The sequence below is a fragment of the Ruegeria sp. A4 genome, from assembly GCF_056543025.1.
On record NZ_JBQGAW010000002.1, the window covers coordinates 175552 to 190259 of the forward strand.

General features: G+C 57.0%; 15 protein-coding genes. 13 read left to right on the forward strand and 2 right to left on the reverse strand.

The window, feature by feature from the left end; all coding sequences use genetic code 11:
• The first annotated feature begins 4 nt into the window (after positions 1 to 4).
• The 5 genes from ACR0E2_RS10095 to nqrF are packed head-to-tail and all read left to right on the forward strand — an operon-like array spanning position 5 to position 4528.
• On the forward strand, positions 5 to 1213 hold the full coding sequence (locus ACR0E2_RS10095) for an NADH:ubiquinone reductase (Na(+)-transporting) subunit B (RefSeq protein WP_480446299.1): 1209 nt from the start codon (positions 5 to 7) through the stop codon (positions 1211 to 1213).
• Complete coding sequence (locus ACR0E2_RS10100; protein WP_171636238.1) at positions 1206 to 2033, forward strand: Na(+)-translocating NADH-quinone reductase subunit C; 828 nt, start codon at positions 1206 to 1208, stop codon at positions 2031 to 2033. The genes ACR0E2_RS10095 and ACR0E2_RS10100 overlap by 8 nt, the downstream gene beginning before the upstream one ends.
• On the forward strand, positions 2033 to 2686 hold the full coding sequence (locus tag ACR0E2_RS10105) for an NADH:ubiquinone reductase (Na(+)-transporting) subunit D (protein WP_152460184.1): 654 nt from the start codon (positions 2033 to 2035) through the stop codon (positions 2684 to 2686). Before ACR0E2_RS10100 ends, ACR0E2_RS10105 begins: the two co-directional genes overlap by 1 nt.
• The gene (gene nqrE, locus ACR0E2_RS10110; RefSeq protein ID WP_050603817.1) at positions 2686 to 3294 is read left to right on the forward strand and encodes an NADH:ubiquinone reductase (Na(+)-transporting) subunit E; all 609 of its coding nucleotides are present in this window, start codon (positions 2686 to 2688) and stop codon (positions 3292 to 3294) included. Before ACR0E2_RS10105 ends, nqrE begins: the two co-directional genes overlap by 1 nt.
• Before the next feature lie 10 nt (positions 3295 to 3304).
• Positions 3305 to 4528, forward strand: a complete 1224-nt coding sequence (nqrF, locus tag ACR0E2_RS10115; protein ID WP_152460186.1) for an NADH:ubiquinone reductase (Na(+)-transporting) subunit F — start codon at positions 3305 to 3307, stop codon at positions 4526 to 4528.
• A gap of 59 nt (positions 4529 to 4587) precedes the next feature.
• Here nqrF and ACR0E2_RS10120 read toward each other — a convergent pair whose 3' ends face one another.
• Entirely contained in the window at positions 4588 to 5601 is a 1014-nt protein-coding gene (locus ACR0E2_RS10120) for an NAD-dependent epimerase/dehydratase family protein (RefSeq protein ID WP_480446300.1), read from the reverse strand.
• A gap of 184 nt (positions 5602 to 5785) precedes the next feature.
• Between ACR0E2_RS10120 and ACR0E2_RS10125 the strand changes: the two genes are divergently transcribed.
• Entirely contained in the window at positions 5786 to 6550 is a 765-nt protein-coding gene (locus ACR0E2_RS10125; RefSeq protein WP_480446301.1) for a metallophosphoesterase family protein, read from the forward strand.
• Between the two features lie 11 nt (positions 6551 to 6561).
• Here ACR0E2_RS10125 and ACR0E2_RS10130 read toward each other — a convergent pair whose 3' ends face one another.
• Positions 6562 to 7086: a CBS domain-containing protein gene (locus ACR0E2_RS10130; protein ID WP_171230375.1), complete on the reverse strand. Its 525-nt coding sequence runs from the start codon at positions 7084 to 7086 to the stop codon at positions 6562 to 6564.
• 123 nt (positions 7087 to 7209) lie between these two features.
• On the opposite strand from ACR0E2_RS10130, the gene ACR0E2_RS10135 reads away from it, so the two are divergent.
• The 7 genes from ACR0E2_RS10135 (at position 7210) to ACR0E2_RS10165 (ending at position 14666) form a co-directional block, all read left to right on the forward strand.
• Entirely contained in the window at positions 7210 to 7395 is a 186-nt protein-coding gene (locus tag ACR0E2_RS10135; protein ID WP_170345279.1) for a hypothetical protein, read from the forward strand.
• A gap of 66 nt (positions 7396 to 7461) precedes the next feature.
• The gene (locus ACR0E2_RS10140) at positions 7462 to 8487 is read left to right on the forward strand and encodes an FAD:protein FMN transferase (protein WP_480446302.1); all 1026 of its coding nucleotides are present in this window, start codon (positions 7462 to 7464) and stop codon (positions 8485 to 8487) included.
• Between the two features lie 15 nt (positions 8488 to 8502).
• Entirely contained in the window at positions 8503 to 8739 is a 237-nt protein-coding gene (gene nqrM / locus ACR0E2_RS10145) for a (Na+)-NQR maturation NqrM (protein ID WP_480446303.1), read from the forward strand.
• A 71-nt stretch (positions 8740 to 8810) separates the two neighbouring features.
• Positions 8811 to 10481 (forward strand): sulfatase-like hydrolase/transferase, encoded by a 1671-nt coding sequence (locus tag ACR0E2_RS10150; RefSeq protein WP_480446304.1) that lies wholly within the window; start codon positions 8811 to 8813, stop codon positions 10479 to 10481.
• 193 nt (positions 10482 to 10674) lie between these two features.
• Positions 10675 to 12192, forward strand: coding sequence for a 2,3-bisphosphoglycerate-independent phosphoglycerate mutase (gene gpmI, locus ACR0E2_RS10155; RefSeq protein WP_480446305.1), 1518 nt, complete (start codon positions 10675 to 10677; stop codon positions 12190 to 12192).
• Positions 12189 to 13319, forward strand: coding sequence for a murein hydrolase activator EnvC family protein (locus ACR0E2_RS10160; protein WP_480446306.1), 1131 nt, complete (start codon positions 12189 to 12191; stop codon positions 13317 to 13319). The genes gpmI and ACR0E2_RS10160 overlap by 4 nt, the downstream gene beginning before the upstream one ends.
• Before the next feature lie 6 nt (positions 13320 to 13325).
• Positions 13326 to 14666: a S41 family peptidase gene (locus ACR0E2_RS10165; RefSeq protein ID WP_171169475.1), complete on the forward strand. Its 1341-nt coding sequence runs from the start codon at positions 13326 to 13328 to the stop codon at positions 14664 to 14666.
• Positions 14667 to 14708 lie beyond the last annotated feature (42 nt).

Consider the following 14708-nt stretch of genomic DNA (forward strand, 5'->3'; position numbering starts at 1 on the left):
CCGAATGGGTTTGCGCAGCTTCTTTGACAGGATCGAGCCGAACTTTACCAAGGGCGGCAAGTACGAAAAGTACTTCCCCATCTACGAGATGGTGGAAAGCTTTATCTACACTCCAAAAACCGTGACCACGGTGGCGCCGCACGCGCGGTCCTATGTGGATATGAAGCGGATCATGACCTATGTCGTGATCGCGACGATCCCCTGCATCCTGTGGGGGATGTGGAACACCGGCTATCAGGCGAACTCGGCGATTGCTTTGCTGGGTCCGGAATCGGCCACCGGCTGGCGGATTGCTTTGTTGCAGATGTTCGGGATTTCGCTGGACCCGTCCAGCATCTTTGCCAACGTCATGCATGGTCTGATGTATTTCCTTCCGATCTACATCGTCACGCTGGTCGCGGGCGGTATCTTCGAGGTCATCTTTGCCACCGTTCGCGGCCATGAGGTGAACGAAGGCTTCCTTGTTACATCAATGCTTTACACGCTGATCATGCCTGCTTCGACGCCCCTGTGGCAGGTGGCTTTGGGCATCATCTTCGGTGTTGTGATCGGTAAGGAAGTGTTCGGGGGCACCGGCAAGAACTTTCTCAACCCCGCGCTTGTGGGGCGGGCGTTTTTGTACTTCGCCTATCCGGCGCAGATGTCGGGGGATGCAGTCTGGACACCCGTTGACGGGTTCTCGGGCGCAACTGCATTGGGCGTGTCTGCGGCCGAAGGTGTGCAGGCACTGGCCGCCGAAGGCATCACTTGGTCGAGCGCGTTTTTCGGCACCATTCAGGGCAGCTTTGGCGAAACATCGACATTGGCCTGCATGATCGGTCTGGCTTTCCTGTTGATGACCAAGATCGCCAACTACCGCCTGATTGTGGGCTGTCTGGCGGGCACCATCGGCTTTACCCTGCTGTTGAACCTGATCGGATCGGATACCAACCCGATGTTCGCGATGCCATGGTACTGGCACATCGTGTTGGGCGGTTACGCCTTCGGGCTGGCCTTTATGGTGACGGAACCGGTTTCGGCCAGCCACACCAATGTAGGGCGTTATATCTACGGCGCTCTGATCGGTGTCATGGTCGTGATGATCCGCGTGATCAACCCGGCTTTCCCCGAAGGCATGATGCTGGCCATCCTGTTCGGCAACGTCTTTGCACCGCTGATCGATTATTTCGTCGTGCAAGCCAACATCAAACGGAGGGCGCGTCGCCATGTCTGATACGCAATCCCCAGATCAAAACGAGGCACCCAAGGGCGCATTGGCCAAGTTCCTGGCGGCCTCGCCGGATTCTGTTGGCAAGACGATCTTCATCGCCGTTGCCGTCTGTCTGGTCGCCTCGATGGTTGTGTCCGCGGCCGCAGTCAGCCTGCGCCCGGTGCAAGAGGCCAACCGCCTGAAGGACAAACAGGTAAACGTTCTGCAAGTTGCGGGCGTGTTCGAGCCGGGCATCGACGTGACAGAGGCTTTTGCCGCCTTCGAACCACATGTGCTGGAGCTGTCCACAGGCACCTTCGTCGATGATCAGTTTGATCCGACCACGTTTGACGACATCGCCGCCGCCAGCGATCCAGAGCTGAGCGTCGCGCTGGACAATGACCCAGCCGGTATCGGACGCAAATCCAAGTACCGTGTTATCTATCTGCTGCGCGATGATGCGGGGGATCTGGACAAGGTGATCCTGCCTCTGCACGGATACGGCCTGTGGTCGACGCTCTATGGATTTATCGCGCTTGAAAACAACGGCAACGATATCTACGGCCTGCAATTCTATCAGCATGGTGAAACACCGGGTCTCGGGGCCGAGGTGGACAACCCGCGCTGGAAAGCCTTGTGGAACGGGAAAAAGCTGCGCGACGAAGCAGGTGATCTGCAAATTACCGTTGCCAAATCGCAGCCCGCAGCCGGGCCAGATTTCTATGTGGATGCGTTGGCGGGGGCCACGCTGACCTCGGTCGGCGTCGATAACCTTGTGAAATTCTGGATGGGCGATGCGGGCTATGGTCCCTTCCTGGCCAAACTTCAAGCAGGAGAGATTTGATGTCCCAGACCAAGAAAGAGATGCTGGTCGACCCGCTTGTCGACAACAATCCGATCACATTGCAGGTGCTGGGCATCTGTTCGGCGCTTGCGGTGACATCATCGCTGCAAGTGTCGATGGTAATGGCGCTGGCGGTGATCTTCGTGACCTCGTTTTCGTCCTTCTTCATTTCATGCCTGCGCAACCAGATCCCCGGTTCGATCCGGATCATCGTTCAGATGGTGATCATCGCGTCGTTGGTGATCCTGGTGGACCAGATCCTGAAAGCCTATGCTTTCGAGATTTCGAAAACCCTGTCGGTTTTCGTCGGCCTGATCATCACCAACTGCATCGTGATGGGCCGCGCCGAGGCGTTTGCGATGAAGAACCCTCCGGTTGCGTCCTTCATCGACGGAATGGGCAACGGCATGGGCTATGGTCTTATCCTGCTGCTTGTCGGCTTCATTCGTGAGCTGTTTGGCGCGGGGTCGCTGTTCGGCGTCACCATTCTGGAAACCGTCAACAATGGCGGCTGGTACGTGCCCAACGGCATGTTGCTGCTGCCGCCCTCGGCGTTCTTCATCATCGGTCTTATCATTTGGGCTTTCCGCACATGGAAGCCGAACCAGGTGGAAGAGCGTGAATACAAAATTCAGCAGGTAGAGGCCCACTGATGGAAGGTCTGATCTCACTGGCCGTAAAGGCCATCTTTGTCGAAAACCTTGCGCTCAGCTTTTTCCTTGGCATGTGCACTTTCATCGCCGTGTCCAAGAAGATTTCGACAGCGCTGGGGCTGGGGATTTCGGTCATGGTCGTGCAGGCCATCACCGTGCCTGCCAACAACCTGCTGCTGAACTATCTGCTGAAACCGGGCGCGCTGGCCTGGGCCGGGTTCCCGGATGTGGACCTGACCTTCCTTGGCCTGATTTCCTATATCGGCGTGATCGCGGCGATGGTGCAGATACTCGAGATGGTTTTGGACAAGTATTTCCCACCGCTTTACAACGCGCTGGGGATCTTTCTGCCACTGATCACGGTGAACTGCGCCATCCTTGGCGGGTCGCTGTTCATGGTGGAGCGTGACTATAACTTTGCCGAAGCAGCGACTTATGGCTTGTCTTCCGGTTTTGGCTGGGCACTGGCAATCACCGCAATGGCCGGAGTACGGGAAAAGCTGAAATATTCGGACATTCCCGATGGTCTGCAAGGTCTGGGCATTACTTTCATTACCGCAGGTCTGATGGCTATGGCCTTCATGTCCTTCTCGGGCGTGAAACTGTAAGGGGGCGTTAATGGAAACCTTTACCTTAGGCGTAGCTCTTTTCACCGTAATCGTTCTGGCATTGGTGGCCATCATCATGGCCGCCCGATCCAAGCTGGTATCGACTGGAAACGTCAACATTACGATCAACGGCGAAAAGACGATTTCCGTTCCGGCAGGTGGCAAGCTGCTACAGACACTGGCTGCCGAGAAGTTGTTCGTTCCTTCAGCCTGCGGTGGCGGCGGCACCTGTGCGCAGTGCCGGGTGCGGGTGCATTCGGGGGGCGGATCGATCCTGCCAACCGAAGAAAGCCATATCACGAAACGTGAAGCGTCATGTGGTGATCGCCTGTCTTGCCAGGTGGCCGTCAAGCAGGACATGGATATCGAAGTTCCGGAAGAAGTCTTCGGCGTCAAGAAATGGGAATGTACCGTTCGGTCGAACGAAAACGTAGCGACCTTCATCAAGGCGTTGATCCTGGACCTGCCCGAGGGCGAGGATGTGAACTTCCGCGCCGGCGGCTACATCCAGATCGAAGCACCTGCACACCAGTTGAAATACACGGATTTCGACATTGAAGAGGAATATCGCGAGGATTGGGATCGCTTCAATCTGTGGCAATATGAATCGGTGGTGACCGAGCCCATCGAGCGCGCCTATTCGATGGCCAACTACCCGGACGAAAAGGGCATGATCATGCTGAACGTCCGCGTGGCCTCGCCGCCGCCGGGGTCCGAAGGCATTCCGCCGGGTCAGATGTCGTCCTACATCTTCAACCTGAAGCCGGGTGACAAGGTCACCATTTCAGGCCCATTCGGCGAGTTCTTTGCCCGTGAAACTGACAAAGAGATGGTCTTCATTGGCGGCGGCGCCGGTATGGCGCCCATGCGCAGCCATATCTTTGATCAGCTCAAGCGTCTTCAGAACCGCAACCGCAAGATCAGCTTCTGGTACGGTGCGCGGTCGAAGAAAGAGATGTTCTTTGTCGAAGACTTCGACAGTCTGGCTGAAGAATTCGACAATTTCGAATGGCACGTGGCCCTGTCGGATGCACAGCCCGAGGACAATTGGAAAGGCTATACCGGCTTCATCCACAACGTTCTGTACGAAGAATACCTCAAGAACCACCCCTCGCCCGAGGATTGCGAGTTCTACATGTGTGGCCCGCCGATCATGAACCAGTCGGTCATCAACATGCTGCTGGATCTGGGCGTGGACCGCGAAGACATCATGCTCGACGATTTCGGCGGGTAAGGAACAAAAAAGAACCGGCGTTGAAGACGCCGGTTCTTTCATTTGGCGATAGGCCTACGTTATTTTCCGTAATAATCTCGGTACCACGCAACGAACTGGGTGATGCCGTCTTTCAGGTCTGTCCGGGGACGATAGTTCGTCAGTCTTTGTAGCAGCCGATTGTCCGCCCAGGTGGCATGAACATCACCCATCTGCATCGGCATGAAGTTCTTGATCGCCTTCTGCCCCACGGCCTGTTCGATGGCTTCGATGAAATCCATCAGGCGCACTTTTTCTCCGTTGCCGATATTCACGATGCGGTAGGGCGCGACGGGGGACAGGCTGTCTCCGTCCTCGATATCCTCACGGCTGGCTGGCCGCACCGGAGGCACGTCGATCAGCAATCTGATGCCGCGTACAAGGTCTTGGACATGGGTGAAATCCCGGTACATGTCGCCGTGATTGTAAATGTCGATCGGGCGACCATCCAGGATGGCGGCGACAAACTTGAAATACGCCAGATCCGGTCGTCCCCAGGTGCCGTAGACGGTAAAGAAGCGGAACATGGTCGTCGGCAAATCCCACAGATGCGCATAGGAATGCCCCATCGCCTCATTCGCCTTTTTGGTCGCGGAATAGATGGTCAGCTGAGTGCCGGCTTTTTCCGTCTCGGTAAACGGCATGTCTTCGTTGGCACCGTAAATGGATGAGGTCGATGCCATCAAAAGGTGATCCACCTTATGCTGACGTGCAATTTCCATCACGTTGAATGTTCCAACGACATTCGATTCAACATAGCTGCGGGGATGTTCCAAACTGTGTCTCACACCGGCCTGAGCCGCCAGATGAACGATGACTTCCGGCTGAAATTCCTCGGCGACCTGCATCAACCGATCAAAATTTTCCAACCGATCCTCGGCTGCCGTGAACCCGGGTGTCTGAAGCAGAATTTGATGCCGACGCTGTTTCAAGACCACATCATAGTAATCCGTCATCCCGTCGTATCCATGCACGCGGAACCCTTCCTCTAACAGCAGCTTTGCCAGATGGAACCCGATGAACCCCGCAGAGCCCGTAATCAAAACCCGTTTCATAGAACCCTCAAAACGCCCTGCACGATCATCGCCGAACAAAAGGTTCTGCCCCTGATGCCGGGTCAAACATTTTGAACTGCGCCGAAGGTCATATCGAACATCCAGACGTCATTGGTCAACTCTTTGCTGATTCAATCAGATGCTCATTGCCGCCAATGGACGAGAAGGATAGGGATCACCATGTATGATTACGAACTGGATCAGACGATGGTTCGACCGCAGGGCGGGGCGGACAACGAACGCGGTGTCTTGCGACATCGCTCCGGCCGAGAAAGTGACGGCCGTGGGCGATATCCACGGTCGTCTGGACTTGTTGCAGGCGTTGTTGCCCAGACTGGACGATCAGAGCTTGCTGGTGTTTGTCGGAGATTACATCGACCGAGGGCCATACAGCGCGCAGGTCCTGCGCCACCTGTTTCACCTGAGCGAGACGTCAGGAGGACGCGTTCAATGTCTTCTTGGAAACCACGAAGAGTTTCTGTTGCAATTCCTGGAGGCGCCGGAACGCAACGCCCGGCTCTGGTTTCAAAATGGGGGTGTACATACGCTGGCGTCTTTCGGGTTGAAACCGCCCGGGGATATCGACAACAACCAGCAGGTTCGAAAACTGGCGGATGATCTTCGCCTGAAGATGGGGGAAAGCCTGATCAACTGGCTTGCCGACCGGCCTTTGACCTGGACTACCGGCAACGTCACTTTCGTTCATGCGGCGCTGGACCCCCGACTTCCGATTGAGGCCCAGGATCGCCAGATTTGCCTCTGGGGACATCCCATGTTTCCCAGGCTGGCTCGCAGCGATGGCCAATGGGTGGTGCATGGCCACACCATCGTGGACCTGCCCCGGATCAGGAACCGGGTGGTATCGATTGACACGGGCGCTTTCGCTTCGGGTCGATTGACAGCCGCCGAGATCAACGTCGGAAGTGTTCGGTTCACCTCGACCGGATGAACAGTGGGCCTTTAGCCGACGATCATTTGCTTCATGCGAAGCGCTTCATATTCCAACTCTTTGAGACGGAAGTGGACAACGTCTCCGATCGTGATGACGCCGCACAAGTTACCGTCGCGCAGCACCGGCATATGGCGAAAACGGCCCTCGGTCATTGTTTTCAGAACTTCATTCAGCAGATCATCCGGTGTGCAGGTCTTAACATCCCTGGTCATGAGGTCTTCGACCGATTGCGGAAGGGTCTGGCCGGGTGTATCTGCCATGCGCCGAACGATGTCGCGCTCTGACAAAATCCCCTGCAATGCCCCGTTCTGATCCGTCACGAGAACAGCGCCGATCCGCTTTTCCTTCAGCGTGTTGACCACAGAATGGATGGTGTCATTTGGCCGCACCGAAAACACCGCGTCCCCTTTACCTTCCAGCAGCTTGGCCACGGTTGTCTGCGAATGCGACAGGTTCGATTCCGCTGACTGGCTGTACGTCGTCTTGTCTGACTTGTCGCCACGCGAAGGCGACTGGTAAGAGGTTGGAGCCATGGGCAATCTCCTTGTGGTTCTTGCAAAGTCTTTCCCTTTTACCTTAGCGCAGCTAAACGACCTGTATAGGGTGCAATTGCGCCGATCGGCAAAAACGCGGGCCCGGAAAGGACGTTCAAGCCATTGAGTGAACTCTATCTTACGCCACCCATAGCGGCATTGATCTTCTTTGCCGTTGTTGTTTGTGGCCACAATTTCCGCATGGCGTGGAAGCAGCAGCCGCCGGGTTGGCAAAAACGTGCGTGGTTGTTCGGCGTGCCGGCGGGGGTCGGCCTTTTGGTGCTGGGTTTCCTGCCGCTGAAGATGTGATCGCAGTTTGACTCTGGCGGGGGGCACTGGCATATGCCGGGCACAGAATTTCCCGGAGATCGCCCGATGCGTCTTATGCCTTTACTGGCCATTGCCACCCTTCTTTCCGGCTGTTTGTTCGACAAAGAACCCGAGGTGGTTCGTCTGTCGGGCGAAACGATGGGCACGACCTTCAACATAACCGCGATCGGTGAAGATCTTGATGAGGCCGCATTGGCCGCGGCCGTCGAAGAGACGCTGGCCGAGGTGAACGGCAAAATGTCCAACTGGGATCCAGAATCCGAGGTGTCCGTTTTTTCGGCTTCAACCAGCACGGCCCCCGTTCCGGTCTCGGACGAACTCGCATTGGTCCTTTCGGCCGCCAATGACGTGCACGAAAAAACCGGTGGGACCTTTGATGTAACTCTGGGCCCGCTGATCGAACTTTGGGGCTTTGGCCCACGCAAGCCCGAGGATCCGGTGCCATCGGATGCCGAAATCGAGGCCGCGTTGAGCGGCGTCGGGCAAGCCCGTTTGCTGACGCTCGACACCGAAGCCGGCACGCTGTCGAAGGCTGATCCGCAGGTGGGCATCAACCTGTCGGCGATTGCAAAGGGCTATGGCATCGATGCGGTTGCCGGCGCTTTGCAGGATGCCGGTATCGACGATTACCTTGTCGAGATCGGCGGTGATCTTGTTGCCAAAGGCAAAAACGAGCAGGGCGAAGCCTGGCGCATTGGCATCGAAAAGCCTGAAACGGGTGCTCAGAGCATTCAATTGATCGTTTCCCTGGATGATCGCGGCATGGCCAGCTCGGGCGATTACAAGAATTTCTTCGAACAGGACGGTGTGCGGTATTCGCATATCATCGATCCGACAACGGGACGCCCGATCACACATCGCACGACCTCTGTCACGGTCCTGGCGGAAAACGCAATGTTGGCGGATGCCTGGGCAACGGCCATGCTGGCTTTGGGTCAGGAAAAGGGAATGGACATCGCGGAAAAGCATAAACTTGCCGTGTACTTCATTTCGCGGGATGTGACAGGCGGCGAAGATGCCTATATTACGTCGCACAGCACCGCGTTCAAAGACGCTTTGGGAACCAACTGACAGGCAGGAACCGAGATGAGCACTTTTATTCTGGCCTTTATTCTTTTGGCGCTTGTCATGGTCGGTATGTCATTGGGTGTCATGCTGATGGGCAAGACCATCAAAGGCAGCTGCGGTGGCCTGAATGCGATCTCGGGCGCCGATAAATGCGTTGTGTGTCAAAAGGATGTCGATCCGGACAGCCCGCTACGCGATCAGTTGCAGTGCAAACGTGCCAGGAAGATGCTGGAACGGATGGAACATCAGGCCTGAAGCAAGTTTTGCTTCGCTCTGCGGACGGAAGTGGCTAACTAGGTCCCTATGACTTTCGGGGAGGCACCGCGTTGGCCAAGGCAAAGAACATCCTGTTTATCATGTTCGACCAGCTGCGCTGGGATTATCTGAGCTGTTACGGGCACCCACATCTGCATACTCCGAATATCGATCGTCTGGCCGCCCGCGGTGTCCGCTTTGACCGGGCCTATATCCAGTCGCCGATATGCGGCAGTTCCCGCATGTCGACCTATACCGGGCGCTATGTGCATTCCCATGGAGCCTCATGGAACAACATTCCCCTCAAAGTGGGTGAGATCACGTTGGGCGACCACCTGCGCAAGGCGGGAATGGATTGCTGGCTGGTCGGCAAGACACATATGGCCGCCGATGCCGAGGGGATGGCCCGTCTTGGGCTGGAGCCCGACAGCATCATCGGGGCCCGCGTCGCGGAATGCGGGTTTGACGTGTTCGAACGCGATGACGGGTTGCGCGCAGAGGGTCCGGACGGTTTCTATGACCCAGACGGGGCAAAGAAATACAACCATTACCTAGCAGACAAGGGATACGAGAGCGACAATCCGTGGCATGATTTTGCCAATTCCGGTCTGGATGCCGATGGCAACGTGCTGTCAGGGTGGTTCCTGAAGAATTCATCCGAACCTGCAAATATCGCGGAAGAGGACAGTGAAACACCATATCTGACCACCCGTGGAATCGAGTTCATGGACAGCCATGACGGACCGTGGTGCTGTCACCTCAGCTACATCAAGCCTCACTGGCCTTACATCGTGCCGGAACCTTACGCTTCGATGTACGGGCCCGAACTTGTCGTGCCCGTGGTCCGCTCGGAAGCTGAGCGAAAGAATGCCCATCCCGTCCTGAAGGCCTTCATGGACACCAAGGTCGGGCAGGCATTTTCGCAGGAGGATGTCCGCGAGGCGGTGATCCCGGCTTATATGGGGCTGATCAAACAAGCGGATGACCAGATGGGTCGTCTGTTCGACTGGATGGAGAAAACCGGGAGGATGGACGACACGATGATCGTGCTGACCTCGGATCACGGTGATTTTCTGGGTGACCACTGGATGGGTGAGAAGACTTTCTTCCACGATGTGTCAACCAAAATGCCGCTGATCATTTATGACCCGTCTCCCCAAGCGGACGTCACGCGCGGTACCACCTGCGACGCGCTGGTCGAGTCGATCGATCTGGCGCCGACGTTTCTGGAACTGGCAGGCGGCGAAAAGGCCGGGCATATTCTCGAGGGGCATTCTTTGCTGCCGATCCTGCATGGCCAGTCCGACAAAACGCCCCGAAAGGTCGCGATCTGCGAATATGACTATTCCGCGTCTCCCATCGCGCAGCGGTTGAATGCATCGGTTCGCGATGCGGTCATGTTCATGGTCGCGAATGAAAAGTGGAAGCTCATCCATTGCGAGGGCGGGTACAGGCCGATCCTGTTCGATCTGGAAAACGACCCCGATGAACTGGTGGATCTGGGTGACAGTGCGGATCATTCGGATGTCATCGCGCAAATGTACGATCACCTGTTTGCCTGGGCGCGCCGCCCGTCACAGCGCACCACCCGGTCCGAACAGCAGTTGATCGATATGCGGACCCGAAGCGGGGGCACGGGCATCATGATCGGCATCTACGACGAAAACGACACGCCGCTGGAACTGACGGTCAAATATCGCAACCGCAAGGCGAAGCCATACACGCGTTACCTCAAAGACTAGTCTTGTCCGGGTTTTTCACCGATAAAACCATGATGGCTTTGCGTCGAAAAATGCAGCGGCTCATTGTCCTCCGGCGATGGGCCGAAGCCGCCAGGCCGTTTGATTAATTCTGCGTAAATTGCCGCAAAGATGGTTCACCCCTTGCCGGCCAGACGCTAGAAGAAGACCCAAGAGCAGTAATCGGAGATTTTCAATGCCAACCCCCAAACCCGTTGTTCTGTGCATTCTTGATGGGTGGGGCGTGTCAGACGACACACAGGCGAATGCGCCCTATCTGGCGAACACGCCGACCTTTGACGCGATCATGGCCAAATGCCCGCACGCCACGCTGACAACGCATGGCCCGGACGTAGGTCTGCCCAGTGGGCAGATGGGTAATTCCGAAGTCGGTCATACAAATATAGGTGCGGGCCGCGTTGTTGCCATGGATCTGGGGCAGATCGACCTAGCCATCGAAGACGGTTCGTTCTTTGGCAATGAGGCATTGCAGGCATTCATTTCCAAGGTCAAATCCTCAGAGGGGACGGCTCATCTCATGGGGTTGGTCTCGGATGGTGGTGTTCACGGGCACCTGAATCACATCATCGCTGCAGCCAAGGCCATTACGGATGCCGGTGTTCCGGTCGCCCTTCATTCGGTCACGGACGGGCGCGACGTGGCCCCAAAATCTGCGCTGACCTATTTTTCCCAGTTGGAAGAACGGCTGCCCGAGGGGGCACGTGTCGTCACGGTAAGCGGTCGCTATTTCGCCATGGATCGCGACAATCGTTGGGAACGGATCGCAGAAGCTTATGACGCGATGATCAACGGCAAGGGCAGGGCGGCCAGCACCGCACTTGATGCCGTGGACCACGCCTACAACCAGTCTGAGTCTGACGAATTCATTACGCCGACCGTGTTGCAAGGTTACAAGGGCGTCACCGACGGCGATGGTTTTTTCTGTCTAAATTTCCGCGCAGATCGTGCTCGCGAAATCCTGCGCGCGATTGGTGAACCGGGCTTTGCCGAGTTCGAAACCGGGCCGCGGCCGAAACTGTCGGCGCTGCTGGGCATGGTAGAGTATTCGGACGGTCACAACGAATATATGACCGCGGTTTTTCCGAAACGGGCGATTGTGAACACGCTCGGGGAATGGGTCGCCAAGCAGGGGTTGCGTCAGTTCCGGCTGGCTGAAACCGAAAAATACCCCCATGTCACTTTTTTCCTGAACGGGGGCAAGGAGACCCCCGAAAAAGGTGAAGACCGCTATATGCCCAAATCACCCAAGGTTGCGACCTATGATTTGCAACCCGAGATGTCCTCGGCCGAGGTCACAGCCAAGTTTGTCGAGGCGATCGAACAAGGTTACGACCTCATCGTAACCAATTATGCCAACCCTGATATGGTCGGGCATACCGGCGACCTTCAAGCTGCGATCAAGGCATGCGAGGCCGTTGATGCAGGATTGGCTCAGGTCGTTGCTGCCGTGGAGAAAGCAGGCGGCGCAATGATCCTCACTGCCGATCACGGTAACTGTGAAGTGATGGTTGATCCGGAAACCGGCGGTCCGCATACGGCGCACACGCTGAACCCGGTGCCCATAGCTTTGGTCGGAGGGCCAGAGGGCGCGCAGGTGCGTCAGGGGCGGTTATCTGATCTGGCGCCGACTCTGCTTGATTTGATGAACCTGCCCAAACCGCCGGAAATGACCGGAGAAAGCCTGCTGTCATGAGGCTGACCGCCCTAGCGATTATGCTGCTTTCAACTTGTCAGGCCTTTGCCCAGGACGACGCTTCTCGGGCGGCACTGGATGCGGCAAGGATGCTGGAACAGGCGTCGATCTCGCTGAGCGAAGCAGACGGCGCAAGGGATCGGGTGCGGGCGCTGACCGAAACGATACAAGCCTATGAGGCCGGGCTGAGCGCGATGCGGACTGGTCTGCGCAAGGCTGCAACACGCGAAGCGCAACTGAGCGCGCAATTGAGCGCGCGTGAAAAGGACGTCAGGCAGTTGCTTGGCATATTGCAGACCATTGAAACGACCGCACCGCCAGTGCTGATGCTGCACCCGTCAGGCCCATTGGGCGCGGCGCGGGCCGGAATGATGCTGTCCGAGGTCACGCCTGGTCTTAACGCAAAAGCGCAAGCGCTGGCACAGGACCTGCAAGAGGTTCAGACCCTGCGTCTGCTGCAACAAAGTGCCTCGGAAACTTTGACCGAAGGGCTGCGCGGTGTGCAGGATGCCCGCACGCGGTTGAGCGAAGCGATTGCCGACCGAACTGATTTGCCGCGTCGGTTTGTCGAAGACCCGGTGCGCACGGCCATTCTGATTTCTTCGACCGAGACTCTGGATGGCTTTGCAAGCGGTCTGTCAGAGATTTCAGAAGGCGAGATCATTGAAACCGACGCAAGCATCCTGGATCAGAAAGGACAGATTCCTTTGCCGGTGCAGGGCGTTTTGCTGCACAAGGCCGGTGAACCGGACGCTGCTGGGGTCGCCCGCGCTGGTCTGGTCATCGGCACCCGTTCCCGTGCGCTTGTAACATCCCCCACTGCGGCCACGATCCGCTATCGCGGGCCACTGCTGGATTTGGGAAACCTTGTCATTCTGGAGCCGCAACCGGGCCTGTTGTTCGTGTTTTCGGGCTTGCAAGAGGTCTATGGTCAACCCGGGCAGGTGATCCCCAAAGGCACTCCGGTTGGCCTGATGCCGGGTGAAACGCCGGAAATCGGCGCAATATTGTCAACAAGCGGTGATGGCACTGGAACTGATCGCCCAGAAACGCTCTATATAGAGGTAAGAGAAGATAACACCCCGGTGGACCCGGAAACTTGGTTTCGGACCGACAAGGATGGATAAACGAGTATGAAGAAATTTGTGATGGCCGGTTTGGCCGGAACTGTGGCAGGCATTCTTGCGACAACACAGATCGCAGGCCCCCTGCTGGCGCAAGAGGCTGTGAACAAGGCTAGCGTCTATGAACAGCTTGACCTGTTTGGTGACATTTTCGAACGCATCCGTGCGCAATATGTCGAAGAGGTCGAGCCCGAAGAACTTATCGAAGCGGCAATCGATGGTATGCTGACCTCTCTTGATCCGCATTCCAGTTATCTTTCGCCTGATGATGCCGAGCAGATGCGCGTGCAGACCCGGGGCGAGTTCGGTGGACTGGGTATTGAGGTCACGCAGGAAGACGGTTTTGTCAAAGTCGTGTCTCCCATCGACGACACGCCCGCTGACGAGGCCGGGATCGAAGCCGGAGATTTCATCACGCATGTGGATGGCGAAAGCATTCTGGGCCTGACGCTGGACAAGGCGGTGGATCTGATGCGGGGTCCGGTCGGCTCCGAGATTGTTATTACCGTCGTGCGCGAAGGCGAACCTGATCCCTTCGATGTCACCATTATCCGTGACACGATCAAACTGACCGCCGTTCGCGCCCGCACCGAGGGCACAAGTGTCGTGCTGCGGGTAACGACCTTTAATGATCAGACTTTCCCCAACCTACAGGAAGGGTTGAAGGAACAGATCGAAGAAGCTGGTGGCATCGACAAGGTCAATGGTGTCGTACTGGACCTGCGCAACAACCCGGGCGGTCTGTTAACACAGGCCATCAAAGTTTCGGATGCGTTCCTGAACGAAGGGGAAATCGTCTCGACCCGTGGACGGGACCCGGAAGAGGGTGAGCGTTTCAACGCCACCCCCGGCGATCTGGCGGAAGGCAAACCCATTGTCGTGTTGATCAATGGTGGTTCGGCCTCGGCATCTGAAATCGTCGCGGGCGCACTTCAGGATCATCGCCGGGCCATCGTCGTCGGCACCAAAAGCTTCGGCAAAGGGTCGGTTCAGACGGTGATGCCGCTTCGGGGTGATGGTGCGATGCGCCTGACCACGTCCCGGTATTACACCCCATCAGGGCGGTCGATTCAGGCTCTGGGTGTCAGCCCTGATATTATCGTGGAACAACCCCGTCCGGCGCCAGAACCGGAAGAGGAAGAAGCCAACGCCCGTTCGCGCTCCGAGGCCGATCTGCGCGGTAGCCTCAACAATGACAGTCTGAGCGAAGATGAGATCCGCCAGATCGAGGAAGATCGCGCCAAGGCCGAGGCAACCGCAGAGCTGAGGGAAGAGGATTACCAGCTGGCCTATGCCATCGATATCCTGAAGGGGCTGTCGGCCTTCAACCCCAACGGGCCGTCACAGTAAAACGGTAAGGGCTGCGGATGTCGCAGCCCTTGGCTCCCGGCT

Bases quoted from the DNA above. Each gene is read 5' to 3' on its own strand.
- ACR0E2_RS10095 (WP_480446299.1), top strand. From the start codon at position 5: ATGGGTTTGCGCAGCTTCTTTGACAGGATCGAGCCGAACTTTACCAAG.
- ACR0E2_RS10100 (WP_171636238.1), top strand. From the start codon at position 1,206: ATGTCTGATACGCAATCCCCAGATCAAAACGAGGCACCCAAGGGCGCA.
- ACR0E2_RS10105 (WP_152460184.1), top strand. From the start codon at position 2,033: ATGTCCCAGACCAAGAAAGAGATGCTGGTCGACCCGCTTGTCGACAAC.
- nqrE (WP_050603817.1), top strand. From the start codon at position 2,686: ATGGAAGGTCTGATCTCACTGGCCGTAAAGGCCATCTTTGTCGAAAAC.
- nqrF (WP_152460186.1), top strand. From the start codon at position 3,305: ATGGAAACCTTTACCTTAGGCGTAGCTCTTTTCACCGTAATCGTTCTG.
- ACR0E2_RS10120 (WP_480446300.1), bottom strand. From the start codon at position 5,601: ATGAAACGGGTTTTGATTACGGGCTCTGCGGGGTTCATCGGGTTCCAT.
- ACR0E2_RS10125 (WP_480446301.1), top strand. From the start codon at position 5,786: ATGATTACGAACTGGATCAGACGATGGTTCGACCGCAGGGCGGGGCGG.
- ACR0E2_RS10130 (WP_171230375.1), bottom strand. From the start codon at position 7,086: ATGGCTCCAACCTCTTACCAGTCGCCTTCGCGTGGCGACAAGTCAGAC.
- ACR0E2_RS10140 (WP_480446302.1), top strand. From the start codon at position 7,462: ATGCGTCTTATGCCTTTACTGGCCATTGCCACCCTTCTTTCCGGCTGT.
- nqrM (WP_480446303.1), top strand. From the start codon at position 8,503: ATGAGCACTTTTATTCTGGCCTTTATTCTTTTGGCGCTTGTCATGGTC.
- gpmI (WP_480446305.1), top strand. From the start codon at position 10,675: ATGCCAACCCCCAAACCCGTTGTTCTGTGCATTCTTGATGGGTGGGGC.
- ACR0E2_RS10160 (WP_480446306.1), top strand. From the start codon at position 12,189: ATGAGGCTGACCGCCCTAGCGATTATGCTGCTTTCAACTTGTCAGGCC.
- ACR0E2_RS10165 (WP_171169475.1), top strand. From the start codon at position 13,326: ATGAAGAAATTTGTGATGGCCGGTTTGGCCGGAACTGTGGCAGGCATT.